Annotated in this window: 19 protein-coding genes; 4 read left to right on the forward strand and 15 right to left on the reverse strand. The window is 72.4% G+C overall.

The features are described from left to right. Positions 1-86: 86 nt before the first annotated feature. From O7631_RS03235 to O7631_RS03265, 7 genes are all read right to left on the reverse strand, one after another. The gene (locus O7631_RS03235; RefSeq protein WP_278142952.1) at positions 87-2,555 is read right to left on the reverse strand and encodes an Ig-like domain-containing protein; all 2,469 of its coding nucleotides are present in this window, start codon (positions 2,553-2,555) and stop codon (positions 87-89) included. 97 nt (positions 2,556-2,652) lie between these two features. Beyond that, on the reverse strand, positions 2,653-3,042 hold the full coding sequence (locus O7631_RS03240; protein WP_278142953.1) for an LPXTG cell wall anchor domain-containing protein: 390 nt from the start codon (positions 3,040-3,042) through the stop codon (positions 2,653-2,655). Positions 3,043-3,129: 87 nt separating this feature from the next. Then, a complete protein-coding gene (locus O7631_RS03245; RefSeq protein WP_278142954.1) occupies positions 3,130-4,389 on the reverse strand; it encodes a PQQ-binding-like beta-propeller repeat protein in 1,260 nt (419 codons plus the stop codon). A gap of 152 nt (positions 4,390-4,541) precedes the next feature. Continuing rightward, positions 4,542-5,024 carry an SRPBCC family protein gene (locus tag O7631_RS03250; protein ID WP_278142955.1) on the reverse strand — a complete coding sequence of 161 codons (483 nt, stop codon included), beginning with the start codon at positions 5,022-5,024 and terminating at the stop codon, positions 4,542-4,544. 143 nt (positions 5,025-5,167) lie between these two features. Beyond that, a complete protein-coding gene (locus tag O7631_RS03255) occupies positions 5,168-5,377 on the reverse strand; it encodes a DUF397 domain-containing protein (protein ID WP_088987326.1) in 210 nt (69 codons plus the stop codon). Between the two features lie 174 nt (positions 5,378-5,551). Beyond that, on the reverse strand, positions 5,552-6,748 hold the full coding sequence (fahA, locus tag O7631_RS03260; protein WP_278142956.1) for a fumarylacetoacetase: 1,197 nt from the start codon (positions 6,746-6,748) through the stop codon (positions 5,552-5,554). After that, on the reverse strand, positions 6,745-7,614 hold the full coding sequence (locus O7631_RS03265; protein ID WP_278142957.1) for a hypothetical protein: 870 nt from the start codon (positions 7,612-7,614) through the stop codon (positions 6,745-6,747). The genes fahA and O7631_RS03265 overlap by 4 nt, the downstream gene beginning before the upstream one ends. A gap of 94 nt (positions 7,615-7,708) precedes the next feature. Here O7631_RS03265 and O7631_RS03270 point away from each other — a divergent pair, with 94 nt between their 5' ends. Then, positions 7,709-8,875 (forward strand): cupin domain-containing protein, encoded by a 1,167-nt coding sequence (locus O7631_RS03270; RefSeq protein ID WP_278142958.1) that lies wholly within the window; start codon positions 7,709-7,711, stop codon positions 8,873-8,875. Positions 8,876-9,026: 151 nt separating this feature from the next. Here O7631_RS03270 and O7631_RS03275 read toward each other — a convergent pair whose 3' ends face one another. Genes O7631_RS03275 through O7631_RS03290 form a run of 4 tightly spaced genes read right to left on the reverse strand, consistent with a single transcriptional unit; the run spans position 9,027 to position 11,801 of the window. Beyond that, positions 9,027-10,055, reverse strand: a complete 1,029-nt coding sequence (locus O7631_RS03275) for a tetratricopeptide repeat protein (protein WP_278142959.1) — start codon at positions 10,053-10,055, stop codon at positions 9,027-9,029. A gap of 10 nt (positions 10,056-10,065) precedes the next feature. Further along, on the reverse strand, positions 10,066-10,551 hold the full coding sequence (gene ispF / locus O7631_RS03280; protein ID WP_278147824.1) for a 2-C-methyl-D-erythritol 2,4-cyclodiphosphate synthase: 486 nt from the start codon (positions 10,549-10,551) through the stop codon (positions 10,066-10,068). A 13-nt stretch (positions 10,552-10,564) separates the two neighbouring features. Next, a complete protein-coding gene (gene ispD / locus O7631_RS03285; protein ID WP_278142960.1) occupies positions 10,565-11,260 on the reverse strand; it encodes a 2-C-methyl-D-erythritol 4-phosphate cytidylyltransferase in 696 nt (231 codons plus the stop codon). Between the two features lie 55 nt (positions 11,261-11,315). Continuing rightward, on the reverse strand, positions 11,316-11,801 hold the full coding sequence (locus O7631_RS03290) for a CarD family transcriptional regulator (protein WP_007073334.1): 486 nt from the start codon (positions 11,799-11,801) through the stop codon (positions 11,316-11,318). A 328-nt stretch (positions 11,802-12,129) separates the two neighbouring features. Here O7631_RS03290 and O7631_RS03295 point away from each other — a divergent pair, with 328 nt between their 5' ends. Further along, positions 12,130-12,819 (forward strand): hypothetical protein, encoded by a 690-nt coding sequence (locus O7631_RS03295; protein ID WP_278142961.1) that lies wholly within the window; start codon positions 12,130-12,132, stop codon positions 12,817-12,819. Between the two features lie 16 nt (positions 12,820-12,835). Here O7631_RS03295 and O7631_RS03300 read toward each other — a convergent pair whose 3' ends face one another. From O7631_RS03300 to O7631_RS03315, 4 genes are all read right to left on the reverse strand, one after another. Further along, the gene (locus O7631_RS03300; RefSeq protein WP_278142962.1) at positions 12,836-13,531 is read right to left on the reverse strand and encodes a hypothetical protein; all 696 of its coding nucleotides are present in this window, start codon (positions 13,529-13,531) and stop codon (positions 12,836-12,838) included. Positions 13,532-13,713: 182 nt separating this feature from the next. Beyond that, complete coding sequence (locus O7631_RS03305) at positions 13,714-14,763, reverse strand: type III polyketide synthase (RefSeq protein WP_278142963.1); 1,050 nt, start codon at positions 14,761-14,763, stop codon at positions 13,714-13,716. A gap of 97 nt (positions 14,764-14,860) precedes the next feature. Further along, complete coding sequence (locus O7631_RS03310) at positions 14,861-16,027, reverse strand: acyl-CoA dehydrogenase family protein (RefSeq protein ID WP_278142964.1); 1,167 nt, start codon at positions 16,025-16,027, stop codon at positions 14,861-14,863. A gap of 41 nt (positions 16,028-16,068) precedes the next feature. Continuing rightward, positions 16,069-16,833 carry a methyltransferase domain-containing protein gene (locus O7631_RS03315; RefSeq protein ID WP_278142965.1) on the reverse strand — a complete coding sequence of 255 codons (765 nt, stop codon included), beginning with the start codon at positions 16,831-16,833 and terminating at the stop codon, positions 16,069-16,071. On the opposite strand from O7631_RS03315, the gene O7631_RS03320 reads away from it, so the two are divergent. Together O7631_RS03320 and O7631_RS03325 are read left to right on the forward strand one after the other, a co-directional pair. After that, the gene (locus O7631_RS03320; protein WP_278142966.1) at positions 16,832-17,719 is read left to right on the forward strand and encodes a UbiA family prenyltransferase; all 888 of its coding nucleotides are present in this window, start codon (positions 16,832-16,834) and stop codon (positions 17,717-17,719) included. The two genes, O7631_RS03315 and O7631_RS03320, sit on opposite strands and share 2 nt — an antisense overlap. Before the next feature lie 139 nt (positions 17,720-17,858). Next, positions 17,859-18,638 (forward strand): hypothetical protein, encoded by a 780-nt coding sequence (locus O7631_RS03325; RefSeq protein ID WP_269682058.1) that lies wholly within the window; start codon positions 17,859-17,861, stop codon positions 18,636-18,638. Positions 18,639-18,663: the final 25 nt, after the last annotated feature.

An 18,663-nucleotide genomic window follows, 5' to 3' on the forward strand; every position in this document is an offset into this window, starting at 1 on the left:
CCGGGTGTTGGCGGCGGCACGTCAGCCACCCGCCCATTTTTATGGGTTTTTGTCCGCATTGTGCGCTTTCGCGTCTTCTGTCCCTCTTACGCGACCGAGTGCACGATCGTCGCCTGGTACGCGCCACTGACCAGCGACGGATCGAGCGTCACAGTGAGGCTCGGACTCCACATCACCTCGTTCGGGCCGGTGCCCCCGGTCCAGCGCGCGGCGATCTGCGACGTGCCCAGAGGCGCGCCGGGCTGCGGCAGGAACGTCCCGGTGCCGATGGCCTGCATGGCCGGGCCCGAGGAGTACGTCACCGAGGCGCCTGGCACCACACCGCCTCCGCCCGTGAAACTGGTGATCGAGACCGTCGCCGTCCAACTACCGGACTGCGCGCCACGGTCGTCGGTGACCACTACCGGGCCGAGCACCCCGTTGGCAGTCGGGGCACCCACCCGAACCGTGGGCAGAACCGCGGTCTCCGGCGCGCTGATCGAGAGGCCGGAACCCGCCGCCGGACTGACCACCACCGTGACCCGACCCGTCGCCCGGCCGTCGCCCGGGTCGCGGACCGTGTACTCGAAGCTGTCCTCGCCGGCGAAGCCCGCCCCTGCGGTGTACGTGCACCTCACGGTGTCGCACACGAAGCTGCCGTTACCCGTCCCGCCGGTCGCCGGTACGACGGAGAGCGGGTCTCCGTCCACATCGCTGTCGTTGGCCAGCACTGCCACGGCCACCGGTGTCACGCCCGCCGTGGTCGCGCGATCGGCCACCGCCACGGGCGCGTCGTTGACGGCGGCGACGGTGATGGTGCCGGTCGCCGAGGCGGAGCGTCCGGACGGGTCGGAGACGGTGTAGCTGAAGCCCACCGATCCGTTGACGTTCGGTGCCGGGACATAGGTGCAGGCGCCGGACGACGCACAGGTCAGCGTCCCCTGCGCCGACGGCGTCGACGTGACGGTGAAGGTGACCTCGTCCCCGTCCGGCTCCACCACGTAGTCGCGCAGGGTGAAGGTGAGTGCGGTGTCCTCGGCCGTGCCTACCTGGACCGCCTGCGCCTGCGGGCTGTCGTTGATGTCGGTCCGGGTGGGATCCCCCACGCCGGCCGCCGACGGGTCGTCGGTGAGATCCGTGTAGACGGTGCTCGACGTCGGCGACCCGTAGCTGATACTCGCCTGGTTGGCCACCGTCACACCGGGTGCCGGCGAGTCCACGACCCGCGCGCGGAAGCGCACCGTGCTCACCGCCCCCGTGACCAGCGTGCCGCCGCCCGCCGCCGTCGCGCCGGTGCCCAGGTTGGCCACCACCCGGTTGCTGGCCGCGACGTAGCCGGCCTGGTCGTCACCAGCGGCGTCGGTACGAGCGGCACCGTTGACGCTCAACGACCCGGGCACGTACGTGGTGGCCGCCGGGATGGCGTCGGTGAGTTGCACTGTGGTGGCGTTCTCGTTGCCGCTGGAGGTGACCGACACCGTGTACTCGAGCTGGTCGCCGGGCTCCACGCGGCTCCCGCCACCCACCCGGCCGACCGTCTTCATGGCGATGACGTCCGGTTCCAGGATGTCGATGGCGGTGAAGAGCGCCATCGGCTCGTACGACTCACCGCCGGTGCTGAACGCCACCGTCGCGGAGGTCTGTGCGTTGCCGATCGAGCCGGCCGGCGCGGCCAGGTAGTCGATGTCGAAGCCGAGTTGGTTGACATAGTTCGGGTTCTTCGCTGTCACCCGGGAGCCGAGCCGGGTGACCGAACTGTTGAAGAAGTTCGTCGCCGGGTTCAGCGCGTCGTTCAACGCGACCCCGTTGAACGAGATGCCGTCGCCGGTCAGCCCGGCGTCCCCCTCCGAGGCGATCGCCCCGATGCGCGCCGTCACAGCGCCCGCACTGGGGGTGCGGAAACCGGAGATGGTGGTGGTCACCCGGGAGTCGGCCGCGGCGGAGCTGATCTCGGCGTACCCGTCGAAGACCGCCAGGTTGCGAAGCGGCTGGGCGGGGTCGCGGATCGCCGCGACCAGGGCCCACCCACCGCGCGCGTTCGCGCCCAGCGTGGTGGTCAGGCCGCCCACTGTGTAGCTCCCGCTGCCGGTGACGAGCGCTGTCACGTCGGCGAACGCGGAGTACGCGACGCCCCCGTTGGTGGCCACCCTGCCCGTGCTGACCTGACCCTGGAGGGTGGTGTAGAGCTGGCCGGGAGGGGCGAGCCGGATGCTGGCGCGTCCGGCGTCACCGCTCGCGGCGCTGCCCATCCACCAGAGACCTGCCCAGAGCACGCTGGCTCCGGTCGGCACGGTCAGCGTGGCGCTGCTGGAGTTGGTCGTCGCGGCGACGCTGTCCACGTCGACGTAGCGGGCGGTGAAGTCGTTGTTGTTGGCGGTGGTGCCGGTCTGCGCGGTCGCACACGGGCCGCTCGGCGTCGAGCAGGTCACCAGGGTGTTGCCGGCAAAGATGACATCTCCGCGCTCGCTCTCCTGGAAGCGCGGGCTGAACGTGCGGACCAGCGCCGCCGAGGCCGGCTGCGCGGGCAGGGCCACCAGACCACCGAGCAGCACGAGCAGGGAGGCGACCGTGGCCACCGTTCGTCGTAGAAACCGCATTGAGGCCGAGCCCTTCAGTCTGCTGTCCGCCGCCTAGCAGTCTGAAGGAAGTAAGGTGCTTTTTGTCCGTTTTCAGTTAACCGGCCGACCGCCGCCGACGCAGCAGGACCCCGCCGATCACGAGCGCCGCACCCGCCAGGACCAGCGTGAGGAACGATGGCCCCACACCGGTGACCGGCAGTTCGCCGCCGTGCTGCGGCGAGCGGGTCGGCGGCTGCGGACGAGCGGTCTCCGTCGGCTGCGCAGTCGGAGTGGGCGGCTGCGTGGGAGGGGCCGTGGTCGGCGCCGGGCGCACCTCGAAGGTGACTCCGGTGCCGGCGCTCGGCGCCGCCACCACCGCCCTGCTCGACGGCTGGCCGACGGCGTTCGGGGCGACCGGCGCGAGGAGCGCAGCCACGAGGACGACGAACACGACCATAGCCAGCCGGCCGGCGACCGGGATCGCGGAGAGTCGTCGATGCAGCATTCCAGTTACCCCCGGATCACACAGAGTGATGTTGAGGGGACCATACCGCCGAACATGAACCGGAACCGTGATTGCCGGCTCCCCGCCTCAGCTCGCCGCCAGGATCACCGGTTCGGACGACAGGAAGTACCGCTGGTCATCCGCGTCCGGGTCGACCGGCCGCCGGAGTCGCTCCATCGCCACGTACCCAGCGGTGGCCGTCACCGCCCCAGGCACCCAGCCGGTGCCGTCCGAACCCACGTTGAGGCGGAAGCGGGACAGCTGCGCACCCGTCGCCGGGCCCAGCGTCACCAGGTCGTTCACCTCCGTCAGCAGGTGCACCCGGCCGGGCTGTGCGGCCAGCACCCGGGCCTCGCCCAGGTCCGCGGACCGCCACAGTTCGGCACCCGTCCGCGCCGAGCGCCCCACCGCGACCCCGTCGAGGACGACGACCGCCTGCTCACCCACCAACACGGCACCGGCCGGATCCAGCGCGGGGGCGGCGACCGGCGCGCCGGCACCCAGCAGCCAACCCCGACCGCCCGCGTCGCCCGGACCGGCGGTCCGCAGGGCCAGGCAGTCCGACTGTCCGGTACGGCAGCCGAGTGGCGTCACCACCAACTCGTCGGAGGAACCACCCGGCGGTCGCCAACGCTCGCGCACCACGCCGGTCAGCGCGTCCCGGAACTCGATCGTGGCCGGCCCGGCACACCTGTCCAGACCGATCAGCTCACCGGCGGCGGTGGTCCCGACATCGCTGCGACAACTGCCGGGCAGGTCTACCCGCCACAGCTCCCGACCGTCGCCCAGCTCCACCCCGCGCGCCTGGGCGTCCCCGCTGACCACCACCACCGTCCGGCCGCCCGGAAGGTCGGCGAGTCGGAGCCCGCGCGGTTCCCAGACCGTGGCCGCGCCGGTACGGCGTACCACAGCGGCAGTCGGGGTGGGCTTCGGACCGTCGGCTCTCCAGAGCACCCCGCCGGTCCGGGCGTCGAGCGCGACCAGTCGGCCGTCGGACCAGCGGCTGACCACAGTGCTGCCGCTGGCCACGATCCCGGTCAGTTCCGCCGGCCAGCGCCGGTACGACCAGTACGGGCTGGTCCGGTACCGCCCGTCGACCGGCCGGTCGGCATAGACCTGACGGTGCGCGGCGTACACCCGCAGCCTCTCGTCCACGATCAACGGGGCGACCGGAAGCCGGCCGATCACTCCGGCGGGCGGCCGGGCCGGGGCCGGGTATTCACCCCTCGCCACCGTGCTCACCTCCGCCGGTGCGAGCACCCGGTGGACGACGACCGCGACGGCCGCTGTCGCGAGCAGCGCCGCGACCACCATCACGAGCCGTCGCCGGCCCTTCGGGAACCCCATGCCGCACCTCCGCCCGGCACCCTACCCAGCGGAACCGGCCGCAGCCCGTTCAGGTCGCGGCGACGGTGGTCACGCCCGGTGCGGCCCGGACGGCGTCAGCGATCGGAACAGGCCCTGGGTCGAGCGCCGCGCCGCGTCGGGCCGGTCGGCTCTCAGGCGGCTTCGAGCGAGCCGATGACGCCGGCCGCTGCCGCCAGGTCGGCGAGATCACGCCGGAGCGCCACCTCGACCGCACGCGCGGCGAGGCCACCGAGCAACAGAGCCACCACCCGGCCGTACGGGTCGATCGGCACCGCTTCCTGGGTGACGGTGATCGCCGTGCAACCTCGGCGGCGACGCCGGACCGGGCGCAGGCTCCAGGTGATCCGGTAGTCGACGCCGGCACCGGAGGAACACAGCACCAGCCGCTGCGGAGCCAGTGCCTCCACCACGAGGAATTCCTCGCTCGACGTGCCGCCGCCCGGCTGGGCGCGCTCCTCACGCCAGGCCGTGCCGGGGCCGAACGGCCCCGGGGTGAGCACCTCGATCGGGCCCGCCGCGGTCAGCCGGGCGCTACGGCCGGGCAGGTCGGTCAGCAGACGCCAGACATCGACAGCGTGCGCCTCGATGATTCTGGTAACCGCCACCGTCGACATGCCGCCCTCCCGTGTCCCCGACGGTACGCGGAGTGAGGGCCGGACGGGGCCCCCGGACGGAATTTCCACCACCCGGAGGCCACTCTGTCCGATTGGACCGTTGCTCGGCACCGGGCGTCGTCGACCGGTGCCGAGGCTTTCGGTCAGCGTTCGAAGCGACCGGCTCGAATCGCGCCGATGAAGGCTGTCCACCCCGGCGGGCTGACCGCGAGTGTGGGGCCGGCCTGGTCCTTGGAGTCACGTACCGCGACCAGACCGTGGACATCGACCAGGTTGTCCGCCACTTCCACGCAGAGCCCCTGGTCGTTGGAACGGCTACTGGTACGCCAGATCGCGCCCGCAAGATCGTGCATCGTCGTTACCTCCGTGTGCGATGGACGCCCCACCGCTGACGGCCGGGCAGTGTCCGGCCCGGATTGCGCGGCGAGGCAACGGGATCCGGACGATCAACGGATCAACCACTGCCGGTTATCGCACGGGCTGTGCGATAACCGGTCCCGTGCACGAGACGGATGGGAGGCGGCCGCTCAGACGGCCGGACGAACAGTGCCGGCGACCTCGCCGAGGGCGATGGTGGTGCCGTCCGGACCGGGCGCGGTGGCGGTGATGGTCACCGTGTCGCCGTCGGCCAGGAACGTGCGGGTCTCGTCGCCCACCTTGACCGGCTCCGCCCCGCCCCAGGTCAGTTCCAGGAACGATCCGACCTGCGACCGGTCCGGGCCGGAGACGGTGCCGGAGGCGTACAGGTCGCCGGTACGCAGTGACGCGCCGTTGACGGTGAGGTGCGCCAACTGCTGCGCCGGGGTCCAGTACATGGTGGCGAACGGCGGCTCGCTCACCTGTTCACCGTTCCACTCGACCACCAGTCGAAGGTCCAGGCCGAGGTGCGGCACGTCCCGCAGGTAGTCGACCACCGGCGGATCCTGGTCGGGGGCGGGAACGAAGGCGTCGCCGAGCGCGTCCAGCGGCGTCACCCAGGCCGACACCGAGGTGGCGAACGACTTGCCGAGGAACGGCCCGAGCGGCTGGTACTCCCAGGCCTGGATGTCCCGGGCCGACCAGTCGTTGACCAGCACCACGCCGAACACGTGGTCGGCGAAGTCGTCGACAGCGACCCGCTGACCCATCGCGCTGGGTACGCCCACCACGAAGCCCACCTCGGCCTCGATGTCGAGGCGTACCGAGGGGCCCGTGACCGGGCCGTCGGCGGAGGGGCGCTGCCCGGTCGGTCGGACCACCGGTGTGCCGGACACGACAACGGTGCCGGCCCGCCCGTGGTAGCCGATCGGCAGGTGCTTCCAGTTCGGCAGCAGCGGCGGCTGACCGGGGCGGAAGATCTGGCCGACGTTCGATGCGTGGTGCTCGGACGAGTAGAAGTCGACGTAGTCCGCCACCTCGATCGGCAGCAGCAGCTCCACGTCCGCCAGGGGCACCAGCAGCGGCTCCACCGCGGCCCGGTGCGCCGGGTCGGTCAGCAGCTCGGTGATCCGCTGCCGGACCGCCGTCCACTGCGGACGGCCCAGCGCCATGAAGTCGTTGAGGGTGGGCCGGCACAGCGTACCGGCGGCCAGCACCAGGTCGGCGGCCTCCGCCGCGGCCAGGTCGAACACCCACGACCCGATCCGCACGCCGATGCGTGGCTGCCCCCCGTCGGTCCGGAACACCCCGTACGGCAGGTTCGTCACCCCGTACGGCGAACCGTCGGCACCGGTCACCCACGTCATGCGTCGTAGCCCCCGTTCACCAGCCCAAGCCGGATCAGATCGGTCAGTGGTTCCAGGATGCTGCACGAGCCGAAGCCGACCCACAGCGGGCGCGGCGCGTCCAGCCGCGCGCTCGCGCGCTCCAGCAGGGGCCGCGGATCGAGAACTGTCAGCAGCTCGGCGACCGTCTCCATGCGCTCGCCGTCGGCGGCGGCCAGGGCGGCGGCCAGCACGTTGGCGTAGCCGTGGTGGGTGAAGCCGGTCTCCGGGTCCAGGTGCCGGATCGCCTGGTGCAGCCCGGCGGTGAGCTTGAACGGGAGGCCCCGGTCGCGGCAGGCGCAGATCACGGCGGCCAGCTCGGCCGGTGTGGGGAAGAGTTCGGCGGCCAGACCGCCGGTGCGGAACTTGGCGGCGATCGGCACCCCGTCGGCGCGGGCGGCGGCGAGCGCGTCCAGCGCGCCCATCAGCCCGAAGGTCAACGGCAGCTCGGCGTAGACGGCCTCGACACCCGGCATCGCGTCGGTGAGTTGCAGCAGTTCGGCGATGCCGGGCAGCGGATCCTCGCCGCGCTTGGCGACCGCCACCTCGACCTGTCGGGCCGTGATGCCGTAGGGCCCCAGGAACGACAGCGCGAACGGCAGGCGGGCGATGCCCGTGTCACCGATCAACCCGATCACCAGACCCTCGCCCGGGTCGACGAGGCCGGTCAACTCGCCCGCCGCGACGGTCGAGGCGGGAAGGAGCAGCGGGCCGACCAGGTCCGCGTACCAGGCCGCGCGGTGTCGACGGTGAGCGGCGAGCGCGTCGGGGAGCGTGGCGCTGCCCGGCGGGAAGACGGCGGCGTCGTCCACCAGGCCGTCGAGGAGTGCGGGCACCTGCGTTGACACGGAACAAGAATGTACGGGACGCTACGAGGAACGGACAACAGTGTCCGATTATCGGACGCTGTTGATCGGTGAACGGAACAAATCGGGAGGCGAGATGCCGTACTACCGCAGCGTCGGCGACGTGCCGCGCAAGCGCCACACCCAGTTCCGTCAGCCCGACGGGACGCTCTACGCCGAGGAGCTGATGGGCCAGGAGGGCTTCTCCTCCGACTCGTCGCTGCTCTATCACCGGCACGCGCCCACCGCGATCCTGGCCGCCGACGAGTTCGCCCCGCTCACGTTCACCCGAACACCGAACCTGCCGCTCAAGCCCCGCCACCTGCGCACCCACAAGTTGGACACCGGCGGCTCCGACCCCGTCCTCGGCCGGCAGTACCTGCTCGCCAACGACGACGTCCGCATCGGGTACGTTCTCGCCGACCGGCCCTCACCACTGTTCCGCGACGCCACCGGAGACCACTGCCTGTACGTCGAGTCGGGCACCCTGCGGGTCGAGTCCCCCTTCGGGGTGTTGGACGCGGTCGCCGGCGACTACGTCATCATCCCCACCTCGACCATCCACCGGCTGGTGCCCACCGGCGACCAGCCCGTCCGCCTGCTCACCGTCGAGGCGTCCGGCCACATCGGCCCACCCAAGCGCTACCTCTCCGTACGCGGCCAGTTCCTGGAGCACTCGCCCTACTGCGAGCGCGACGTCCGCGGCCCGGACACTCCCCTGCTCGTCGACGGCGAGGAGGTGGAGGTGCTGGTCCGCCACCGACGAGGTTGGACCCGCTACGTCTACGCCCGGCACCCGTTCGACGTCGTGGGCTGGGACGGCCACCTCTACCCGTGGGCGTTCTCCATCCACGACTTCGAACCGATCACCGGCCGCATCCACCAGCCCCCGCCGGTGCACCAGACCTTCCAGGGCCCCAACTTCGTCATCTGCTCGTTCGTGCCCCGCAAGGTCGACTACCACCCGGACGCGATCCCGGTGCCGTACAACCACCACAACGTCGACTCCGACGAGATGCTCTTCTACACCGGCGGCAACTACGAGGCCCGGCGCGGCTCCGGCATCGAACAGGGCTCGATCTCCCTGCACCCGTCCGGTTTCACCCACGGCCCCCAGCCGGGCGCGGCGGAGCGTTCCATCGGTGCTGACTACTTCGACGAGTTGGCCGTCATGGTCGACACCTTCCGCCCCCTGGACCTCTGCGACGCCGCCGGCGCCTGCGAGGACGAGGGGTACGCCTGGACGTGGGCGCGTTCTGTGTAGTCGCCCTTTGGGGTTTCGCCGGAGCCCGCCCCGCTCCGGGCGGTCAGGCTTGATCCCTGCGCGGGGCGGGCTCCGGCGAAACCCTGACGTGGTCGAGCTGTCCGACGCTTGTTGATCTTTCCGGGTTATGCCGAGCGTCGAGTTGGTTGGGTTAGCGGATCGCGGTTCTGGTGAAGACTGCGAACTCGGCCACCGCCGTGACCGCGATGGCCAGCACCAGCGGCCACGGGGAGCCGACCACCGCGTACACCAGCAGCAGCAGCGGCGCGGCGGCCACTGCGTAGACCGCCAGGGCCATCGCCCGGTCCGAGTGCAGCATGGCGGGCAGGACGGTCCGGGTCAGCCCCGGGAGCCGGGCCGCGAGCTGCCAGACGACGACGCCGCCGGTGAGCGCGGCGAGCACCGCCAGGACGCGGGAGAACCCGTCGTTCGCCGCAGCCGCGACCGCGACCACCACCGCTGCTGCCAGCGACCAACCCGCGCCGTAGAGCACCAGGCGGTGCAGGCCGTACGCGAGCGTCCGCGGCGAGTCGATCCGGCTCGGGCTGATCGTGACCGCTTCGGCCACGTGTTCCAGTGCCTCCGACCAGCGACGCTGCTCCAGTCGCATGACACCGACGTCGTGCCCGGCCTCGGCGATGCGCGGATCGAGCCGCAGCGCCTCCCGGTAGGCCCGCTCGGCCAGGTCGAACAAGTCCAGCCGGGCGGCGACCAGGCTGAGCACCAGATGCGCCTGCGGCTCCTCGGGGGCCAGCTCGACCCCGCGCCAGGCCGCGTTGAGCGCCGGCTGCCCGTTGCGGGAGTCGGCCAGGATCGCCGCGGCGCTGCGCTGGGCGTACGCGTCGGCGGGGCCGAGGGCGAGGATCCGGTCGGCGGTGGCGGCCGACTCCGAGTAGCGCTCCAGGTCGGCCAACGCCATGGCCCGGACGACGAGTGGCGGCAGGGCCTCCGGTGCGGCAGCCACTGCCGCATCGGCAGCGGTGAGCGCCTCGGCCGGACGGTGGGCGGCCAGGTGCACCCGGGCCAGCATGGTGAGGGCTTCCATGTCGTCCGGCTGGAGCGCCAGCCCGTAGGTCAACTCGCCGGCTGCCTCGTCGTGGCGGCCGAGTTCGGCGAGGAGTTGGGCGCGCTGGACGTAGCCGTCGGCGGCGGACCGGTCGGGGGCGGGGTCGGTGGACATCGCGGCGAGCTTAGGCGGCCGGCGCGTCGTACACCAGGGCCACCGCGATGCCGGCCAGCCCTTCCTCGCGCCCGGGGAAGCCGAGCCCGTCGGTGGTCGCGCCGGACAGCGTGACCGGGGCGCCGACGGCGGAGGAGAGCACCTCCTGCGCCTCCGCACGGCGTCGGCCGATCTTGGGGCGGTTGCCGACGACCTGCACGGACACGTTGCCGATCTCCAGGCCGGCGGCCCGCACCCGGCGGGCCGTCTCGGTCAGCAGCGCCACGCCGGACGCGCCCGCCCACTCCGGCTCACCCACCCCGAAGACGGCACCGAGGTCACCGAGGCCGGCGGCGGAGAGCAGCGCGTTGCAGGCCGCGTGCGCGACGACGTCGGCGTCCGAGTGCCCGGCGAGGCCGTCCTGGTCGGGCCAGAGCAGCCCGGCCACCCAGCAGGGTCGACCGGGCTCGAACGCGTGCACGTCGGTGCCGATGGCCACCCTGGGGACGATCATGATCAGAGCGTACGCGTCAACCGCCGGTGGCGAGCAGATGCTCCGCCAGAGCCAGGTCGAACGGTCGGGTGATTTTCAGTGCGTACTCCGAGCCCGGCACGCAGCTCACCGCGACGCCCTGCTTCTCGACCAGCCCGGCGTCGTCGGTGAGGGAATCACCGGCTGCGGCGTGCGCGGCGCTGAGCACGGCACGGCGGAAACCCTGCGGTGTCTGCACCGCGCGCAGGGCGGAACGGTCGACGGTGCCGAGCACGACCTCGCCGGCACCGACCTCCTTGATCGTGTCCACGACCGGCAGGACCGGGATCACCGCGTCCCGCCCGTCACGGACCGCCGCCGCGACCGACTCGACCAGCTCGGACGGGGCCAGTGCCCGGGCGGCGTCGTGCACCAGGATGATCGACGGGCCGGCGGGCACCGCGGCCAGCGCGGCGGTTACCGAGGCCTGCCGTTCCGCACCGCCCGGAACGACGATCACCGGCGCGACCGGGGTCAGCAGTTCACGTACGGCCGTCACCTCGGCGACCGGCGCGGCCACCACGATCGTGTGCACCGACGGTGCGGCGGCCAGCCGACGCACGGCGTGCACCAGGAGCGGCTCGCCGGCGAGCAGACGCAGCGCCTTGGGTCGACCCGGACCCAAACGTACGCCGGCACCCGCCGCAGGCACGAGGACCGCGACGTCACCGCGCGGATTGAGCTGCGCGGTCACGTCGCGGTCCTCGGTGGTTTCTTCACTACGAAGTGGGACGACGATGCTGTGCGGACTAGGCCTCGGTGAGGACCTTGTCGAGCAGCGTCTCCGCCTCGTCCTTGGTGCTCTTCTCCGCCAGCGCGACCTCGCCGACGAGAATGTCACGGGCCTTGGCGAGCATCCGCTTCTCGCCCGCGGACAGGCCCCGCTCCCGCTCCCGGCGCCACAGGTCACGCACGACCTCGGCGACCTTCAGCGGGTTGCCGGAGGCCAGCTTTTCCAGGTTTGCCTTGTAACGCCGCGACCAGTTGGTCGGCTCCTCGGTGTGCGGAGCTCGCAGAACGTCGAAGACCTTACCGAGGCCTTCTTCGCCGACCACCTCTCGAACGCCCACGATCTCGGCGTTCTCGGCCGGCACCCGGACCGTCAGGTCACCCTGCGCGACCCTCAGGACGAGGTATTGCTTAGGCTCGCCCTTGATGACCCGAGTCTCGATTGCCTCGATGAGTGCGGCCCCGTGGTGGGGGTAGACAACGGTCTCGCCGACACTGAAAACCATAGGTTCGAAACCCCTTTCGCTGTGTCTAGGGTAACACGGTCAGGCACCGATGTCTCACCGATGTCCTGACCGTTGGCGCAGCTCAGGGGCCCTGTGAGAGGTCTTGCTTCAGCTTGACAGGCGGTCAAACCAATGGTTCGAACACGCTCCGTAACGTGCGGATGACTGCCCGGCACGGGTGAACAGAACGTCGAGATCAAGGGCTATGCGCTCCTCCCATGGTAGCCCGGCCAGCAGGACTGCGCCCAGGTGTAGCGGGAGGAGCCCCTGGTGCGCGACCCTGGAGACCGAGCCGCACTCCGCTCTCGAGACCCTTCCAGGAGGTCCGATGGGCAAGCCGGATGCCGAGGGCCACGGGCCGGCCGACGGCCTGCCCGGCCTGCCACCCGAGTGGGGCCGGGTCGTGGTCCCCGACGACGCCTCCGCGCTCGCCGCCGAGGCCGCCCAGATCCGCCGCGAACTGCACAGGGCCAGCGGCCTGCCCGGCGGCCACCGGGCTCTGGGACTGCCGCTGCTGGTCCTGCTGGTCGCGGTGCTCACCACGCTCGCCGGCCTGCTCGTGGTCACCTGGCCGCGAGCGGGCCGCACCGACCGTCCGGCCCCTGCGCCCTACTCACCGCCCGCGACCCTCACCGGACGAGCACTGCCCGCACTCGACCTGGTCGACCCGGGCCAGGCACCCGTACCGCTGCGCGGCCTGCTCCCCGCCATGATCATCCTGGTGGACAGCTGCCCCTGCCCCGACCACGTCGGCGACGCCCTGGCCGCCGCGCCAGCCGGCGTCTCCGTGGTGACCGTCACCGGCGGCCGGACGGTCCCCAGCCCACCGCCGGACCAGCGGCAGGTCCGCGCACTGGCCGACCCCGCCGGAGGGCTGCGCTCGTTTCTCGGTCAGCCCACCCGTCCCGGTGTCGCGACAGCTCTGCTGGTCGACCGCACCGGCAGGGTGACCCTGGTGCTGCCCGACCTCGGTCCGGTCCACGCGTACCAGGACGACCTGAACGCCCTCGCCGCCTGAGTCGGCCTACGGCCGCTCAGCGGGGTAGCTCGACGAGCTGGGCCTCGACGTCGACCTCCCGCCCTCCCGTCGCCGACAGCACCACCCGGAACGGCCGGCCGTGCGACAGCACCCGGGCGCTGGCGACGGTGCCGTCGCAGTCGATCTCCGACGGCCCGGCCAGACCGGCCCCGACGACAGTCACCGTCAGGCTGCCCGGCCTGGTGCACCTGTACTGCAACAGGAGACGGGCGCCGCCCTCAGCCGACTGCCGGACGATCCGCTCCCCCGGGGCGAGCGCCGCCCGCTCCCGCCAGACCGTCTCCCGGAACGGGAGCAGACCACCCTGGAACAGGAGCATCCCGGGATCTCCGTCGATGTCGGCGATCATGCCCGTCTCCGGGTCGATCTCCGCCCAGAAACCGCGCGGCACGCTGACGATCTCGTCCGCGTCGTCCACCCGGATGGTGAACCGCTCGCCGGGCACCACGGGGGTGACCAGGGTGCGCTCCAGTGGCGCGGGCTCACGCGGGCCGACCGTCGTCCCGAACCTCGGCGCGGACCCCGGAGGGCCGGCCGGCCCGACCGTCGGCACGGCCGTCGAAGGGCCGGCCGGCGTGGCCGTCGGGGTGGGCGCGGCGGCATGCCACCAGCCGCCACCACCGGCCAGCACGGCCACCGCCACGGCCCCCAGCACCGCTGAACGCAGCCGATCGTCCGTCGTCGCCCGCATTCACCGAGCCTACCGGCGACCGGTGCGACAGTCGCTGTGGCCGGCCTGATATCGGGTGGTTCGCCAACCCAGTGACCCGCATCCACGTTGATCCACTCCGGTGCGGCGATAGCGCGGTGTCCGAGTGCCGGGGATACCGCACTATCGGCGGAACCGGCTGGATCAACGTGGAAGCCGGGCAGTCAGTCCTGTCGATCGAGCAGGGCGGCGTACAGGGTGAGGCCGGGGCCGAACGCCAGCATGACGACACGTCGAGCGGCGGGCGTCGTACGGCTCAGTCGGTCCAGGATCAGCAGCACCGTCGGCGACGAGCAGTTGCCGTGCTCGTCGAGCGTCGCCCGGGACGCCGCCAACCCCTCCGGCGGCAACGCCAACTCCCGCTCGACCACGTTGAGGATCCGCGGCCCTCCCGGGTGCACCGCCCAACCGTCCACCTCGGAGCTGGTGACGCCGTGCCGCGCCAGCAGGTCGTCGACCAGCTGGCGGACGTGCCTCGACAACACCTGCGGCACCTTCGGCGACAACCCCATCCGGAAACCCGCGTCGGTGACATCCCAGGTCATGTGGTCGGCCGTCGAGGTGTCGGTGACGGACGTGACCTCGCGCAGCGCGTACCCCGGACCGCCCGGCACGACCACGGCGGCGACCGCGGCGTCCGAGAAGAGCGCGTGCGAGACGATCTGCTGGGTGTCCACCCTGGCGCTGGACGGTTGGATGTGCAGGCTGGTCAGCTCCGCGCAGAGCAACAGCGCCGGCCGCCCCCGCGCGGTGACGAAGTCACTCGCCGCGCCGAGCCCCGGCAGCGCCGCGTAACAGCCCATGTGGCCCACGAACATCCGCTGGGTGTCGGCGGCCATGCCGAGGTCCCGGGCGAGCAGGATGTCCAGCCCGGGGGTGGCGTACCCCGTGCAGGAACACACGATGAACAGGCCGATGTCACCGGCGCCCAGCCCCGCCGCGGTCAACGCGCGGCCCACCGCCTCCTTGCCGAGCGGAAGGGCCTCGACCTGGTAGCGACGCATCCGGCGTTCGGTCGGCCAGTCCGACACGTCCTCCAGCAGCGGGTTGACCGCGGCCTGTCGCCGGGTCACCCCGGAGTTCGCGAAGATGCGCTGGGCCAACGACCGGGTGGTGCCGGAGAAGTGCCGAGAGAAGAAGCCCTCCCACAACTCGTCTTGGAGAGCGGACGGCGGCTGTGCAGTCCCGAGCCCCGCGATCACTGGTACGGACACGATCCCCACCTCTCGTCAGATGCTGTCCTCCCCCTGGTCGTCCCACCAGCCACCTCGACTGGCCTTTCCTCCTCCGCACGGGTCGCACCCGGCCGGCTCACCAACGTGGTGCCGTTCCGTCGCGATCCGGGTCGCCGCCCAACGCGGCGATGCCCAACCAGTCGGCGCAGACGTCCGACGTGGCCGGGTGCAGTGAGCCGCACCGTGCGTCTCGGTAGAGCCGCTCCAACGGATGGCCACGGCGGGTCGCCGAGGTGCCCGCCGCCTCCAACACCGACGCCGCCACCTCGGCGGCCGTGGTGCCGGCGAGCAGCTTCGCGCGCCACACCCAGCGGTTGGTCTCCTCGTCGCCCGGCGCCTCGTCCACCCGGCGGGCCGCCTCGGCGACCACCAGCTGAGCGGCTGCCGTCGCCGCGTCCGCCCGACCCAGTCGCGCCCGCACCGCCGGCAGGCCGCCCAGGTTGCGGGCGTTGAGGTGCTCGGCCGCCGCGTCGATGGCCGCCCGGGCCACCCCCACGTAGACGGCCGCGTAACTGGCCACCAACCAGTGCGGCATCAACTGGGCGACCACCAACGCCAGCCCCTCGACACCGCCGAGCAGCCGGTCGGTCGGCACCGTGACGTCCAGGTGCAGGTCGTGCGACGAGGTCGCGCGCATGCCCAGCGAGTCCCAGGTCGGCTCCACGGTCAGCCCGTCACCGGCCGGCACCAGGAACTGCGACACCACCGACTGGTCGGCCGCGCTGCGCGCCGCCACCAGGTAGCCGTCGGCGTGCCCGGCCCCGGAACAGAAGGTCTTGCTGCCCTTGAGGTGCCAACCGCCGTCGGTCGCCTCGTAGGCGGTGGTGAGCTGGGACAACCGGGCACCCGCGCCACGCTCGCTCATCGCCACCGCGTACCAGGAACCCTCCGCGGCGGCGGTCAACAGGCGGTCCCGGGTGGCCAACGCCTCGTCCGGCACACCGAGCGCCTCGGCCAGCTCCTCGGTCACCGCGCCCAGGGCACCGGTCACCGAGGCGTGCATGTTGAACACCAACGCGGTCGCGCCGTTGCCCCGGGCAATCTCGGTGGCCACCGCCGCGTACTCGGCGAAGCTCGCCCCCAGACCGCCCAACGCCCGGGGCACCATCAACCCGAAGAGCCCGGCCTCCCGCAGATCACGGAAGTCCTCGGCGGGGAAGGAACCGTCGCGGTCGTGCTCCGCCGCCCGCGCGGCGAACCGCGGCGCCAACCGGCGGGCTGCCTCAAGCGCCTGAACCGTCATATCGTCTCCTCCTCGGCGTCCCATACCCCGCCACGGCCCGACTATCCTTTGCGGACCCCCCGGCCCTGGTAGAGAACGGCGGTGGACCGGGTCGGCACGATGCGCGGCGGTCGGCCGGCAGCGGCCCCGCCGGTCGCGCGGGCGCGGCGTAGCAACCAGGCGAGCAGGCCCCCGAGCTGCGGACGGATGCCCCGCAGCCGCAGGTCGACACCGTGCCGGGCACACTCGGCCACCAGGGCCTGAGCGTCCACGAACAACCGAGGGTCGTGGATGCCGCGCGGCACGGTCGGCAGTCGCTCGGCGATCCGTACCGCGACGAGCCGGGCCAACGCCGTGTCGTTCAGGGTGTCCAGCACCAGCAGACCACCCGGACGCAGCAACCGGCACGCCTCGGCCACCGCGCGCGGCCACGCCGGCACATGCTCCAGCAACTCACCCGCCGAGACCACGTCGGCGCAACCGCTCGGCAGCGGGACCGCCGTGGCGTCGCCCTGCACCACGCGTACCCCGTGCTCGGCTGCCTGGACCAGCGCCGAACGGGTCAGGTCGACTCCGATGTGGTGGTAGCCCTTGCCGGTCAGGTGCGGCGCGAGAAGGCCCGCGCCGCAGCCCAGATCCACCAGCACAGCGCCCGGCCGGGTGGCCGGCGGCACCAGCGCCGCGCGGGCCTCGGCCAGCCAGTGCAGCATCGCGAACGCGCCGTCGGGACGCCACCACTCACCGGCCAGGTCGTCGTACTGGCGCGGATCGTTGCGCGGCAGCACCCTGGGATCGGTGGACGCCGCAGCCGCAGCCACGTCTCGCATGGAACCGAGCGTGGCACGACTGCTCGGTAACGACCAGACTTCCCTTATGTCGTCGAGGGTGTTAGGGCTGGTCAGAGCGAGCCATCCGGAACCGGCCGCAGCCGTGACCGCGGTCTCCGGTCTGCTGGCCTGGGGGGTGGGTCACCGGCCGGCCGGAATCGTCTCCGTCGTGCTCGCCGTGCTGGCCAGCCAGCTCGCTGTCGGCTGGACCAACGACGCGTTGGACGCCGAGCGGGACGCCACTGTGGGGCGTACCGACAAACCGGTCGCCGCCGGCGCGGTCGGCCGGCGCACCACGGCCTGGGCCGCCGCGGTGGCCGCGGTGGCCTGCCCGTTGCTCGCGCTGACGACGAACCCGGCGGCGGCGTTCTGGCTCACCGTCGCCCTGGTCTCCGCGCTGCTCTACGACTGGCCGCTGAAGGGGACGGTGTTCTCGGTGCTGCCCTACGCCGTCTCCTTCGGCGCGCTGCCCGCCTTCGTGGTGCTGGCGCTGCCCGGTCAGCCGACCCCGCCCGCCTGGCTGGTGGTCGCGGCGGCGTGTCTGGGTGCCGGCGCGCACTTCGCCAACGTGCTCCCCGACCTGGCCGACGACGCGCGGACCGGGGTGCGCGGCCTGCCCCACCGGCTGGGCGCCGCCGGCAGCCGGGCCGCGGCGGCGGCGCTGCTCCTCGCGGCGACCGCCGCGCTGGTCCTCGGGCCGCCCGGGCCGCCGTCGGCGATCGGCCTGGCGGCGGTGGGCACGGCCGCGGTGGTGCCACCCCTGAGCTGGTACGCGGCCCGCTCGGCGGTCCGGGCCGGCCGGCGGCCGGTGTCGGCCTTCCGGGCGATGCTGTTGGTGGCCCTGATCGACGTGGTGCTGCTGGTGGTGAGCGGTCGGGTGGTGTGAGCGGCACCCGAGCAGGTGGCAATGCCGGGTCCGCGTGCGGGCCTCGATCAGCTCCAACTACCCTGGAGCGCGGTCTGCGCGGGTATGGCCACCGTGCCCGGCGTGCGGCCGGGTGGGGATTGTGACGAGGAGGACCGACGTGACGCGCTCGATCAGGGGATCCCGGCGGGCGGCCCTGTTGCTGTCCGGGATTGCGGCGGCCAGCCTGCTGGCGTCCGGATGCGGCACCGGTCAGATCGCCGAGACCGCGTTGAAGGAGCCGTCGGTCCAGGGCGTCAACCTCACCACCGCCAACGGTTCCTTCTCGGTACGCGGGCTGCTGGTGGACTACCCGGGCGCCGAGGGTTACCGGGCCGGCCAGGACGCGACGCTCGGTGCCGTGATCTACAACGACTCGAAGGAGACGGTGACTGTCACCGTCACCACCGAGAGCGCACGCGAGGTGGTGATCAGCGGCGGCTCGGCGAGCCCGTCGCCGTCGACCTCGGAGTCCGCCTCGATGAGCCCGTCCCCGTCCGGTTCGGCCAGCCCGTCGACCCCGACGTCGCGCTCGGCCAGCCCGTCGGCGACGCCCTCCGAGACCGGGTCGTCCTCGGCCACCCCGTCCGCCCCGGAGTCCGCGCGGGCGTCGGGTTCGGCCAGCCCGTCCGCGCCGGGTCAGCCGGCCCGGATCGAGCTGGCGCCGCTGAGCTACGTCCAGTTCAACTCCGAGGCGACCACGCAGCTCCGGCTGATCGGCCTGACCGAGGCGCTGCGCTCCGGCCAGAACGTCGTCGTGACCTTCGACTTCGGTAACGGCAACACGGTCACCGGGCAGGCACCGATCGCGGTGCCGCTCACCCCGGCCGCACCCCCCTCCCCGATCATCGAGCGCGAGGGCGGCTACGAGGGCAACGAGGGCGGCACGACCCACGAGTGACCCGACCGTCAGATCGACGAACACC

Origin of the sequence: Micromonospora sp. WMMD967 (assembly GCF_029626165.1) — a bacterium.
In the GTDB taxonomy this organism is placed as follows: Bacteria; Actinomycetota; Actinomycetes; order Mycobacteriales; family Micromonosporaceae; genus Micromonospora; species Micromonospora taraxaci.

Coding starts and splice junctions, on each gene's coding strand:
- O7631_RS03240 (WP_278142953.1), bottom strand. CDS start 3,042: ATGCTGCATCGACGACTCTCCGCGATCCCGGTCGCCGGCCGGCTGGCT.
- O7631_RS03245 (WP_278142954.1), bottom strand. CDS start 4,389: ATGGGGTTCCCGAAGGGCCGGCGACGGCTCGTGATGGTGGTCGCGGCG.
- O7631_RS03250 (WP_278142955.1), bottom strand. CDS start 5,024: ATGTCGACGGTGGCGGTTACCAGAATCATCGAGGCGCACGCTGTCGAT.
- O7631_RS03255 (WP_088987326.1), bottom strand. CDS start 5,377: ATGCACGATCTTGCGGGCGCGATCTGGCGTACCAGTAGCCGTTCCAAC.
- fahA (WP_278142956.1), bottom strand. CDS start 6,748: ATGACGTGGGTGACCGGTGCCGACGGTTCGCCGTACGGGGTGACGAAC.
- O7631_RS03270 (WP_278142958.1), top strand. CDS start 7,709: ATGCCGTACTACCGCAGCGTCGGCGACGTGCCGCGCAAGCGCCACACC.
- O7631_RS03275 (WP_278142959.1), bottom strand. CDS start 10,055: ATGTCCACCGACCCCGCCCCCGACCGGTCCGCCGCCGACGGCTACGTC.
- O7631_RS03290 (WP_007073334.1), bottom strand. CDS start 11,801: ATGGTTTTCAGTGTCGGCGAGACCGTTGTCTACCCCCACCACGGGGCC.
- O7631_RS03295 (WP_278142961.1), top strand. CDS start 12,130: ATGGGCAAGCCGGATGCCGAGGGCCACGGGCCGGCCGACGGCCTGCCC.
- O7631_RS03300 (WP_278142962.1), bottom strand. CDS start 13,531: ATGCGGGCGACGACGGACGATCGGCTGCGTTCAGCGGTGCTGGGGGCC.
- O7631_RS03310 (WP_278142964.1), bottom strand. CDS start 16,027: ATGACGGTTCAGGCGCTTGAGGCAGCCCGCCGGTTGGCGCCGCGGTTC.
- O7631_RS03320 (WP_278142966.1), top strand. CDS start 16,832: ATGGAACCGAGCGTGGCACGACTGCTCGGTAACGACCAGACTTCCCTT.
- O7631_RS03315 (WP_278142965.1), bottom strand. CDS start 16,833: ATGCGAGACGTGGCTGCGGCTGCGGCGTCCACCGATCCCAGGGTGCTG.